Below are 560 nucleotides of genomic sequence, written 5' to 3'. Positions count from 1 at the left end.
CCCGGAAGCTCTTTTATCAATGCGAATACACCGTTGCGTGATGCCTTAACAAAGGAAGCCACGAAGCGTGTACTTGAAATGATCGCTCTTGGCGATAGTTACAGTCCAATTGGGTTGATAGTGGATGAGCGCTCTTTTGTGAACGCTGTTGTAGGCTTGAATGCAACAGGAGGATCTACTAATCATGCAATTCATTTAATTGCTATGGCTGCTGCTGCGGGTATTCTATTGACATGGCATGATATTGCAGAAATTTCGTCAGTCGTGCCTCTTTTAGCACGAATTTACCCCAATGGTTTGGCTGATATCAATCATTTTCACGCAGCTGGTGGTATGGGATTTGTTATCCGCGAATTGATTGAGGCAGGTTTAGTTCATGAAGATGTTTGTACAGTTTTTGGTAAAGATCTCAATGCTTATGCAATTGAAGCAAAGCTTTGCAATGATGACAATGTAGTGCGCGAGCCTGCTTTAAATGAAAGTGCTAATCATAAAGTATTAACAGGATGGAGAAAGCCATTTCAGTCTGATGGTGGTATTCGTATTTTATTGGGAGACTT

The 560-nt window shown here is 41.6% G+C and carries 1 protein-coding gene; it reads left to right on the top strand.

All coding sequences use genetic code 11. The features are described from left to right. The coding region (locus ACFIO5_RS13300; protein WP_375705669.1) for a dihydroxy-acid dehydratase domain-containing protein at nucleotides 1–560 on the top strand (560 nt) is incomplete at both ends.

It is taken from the genome of Bartonella sp. AA86SXKL, assembly GCF_042196885.1.
The sequence above is the reverse complement of the archived record's forward strand: the minus strand, read 5'-3'. Positions and strand labels throughout refer to the sequence as shown.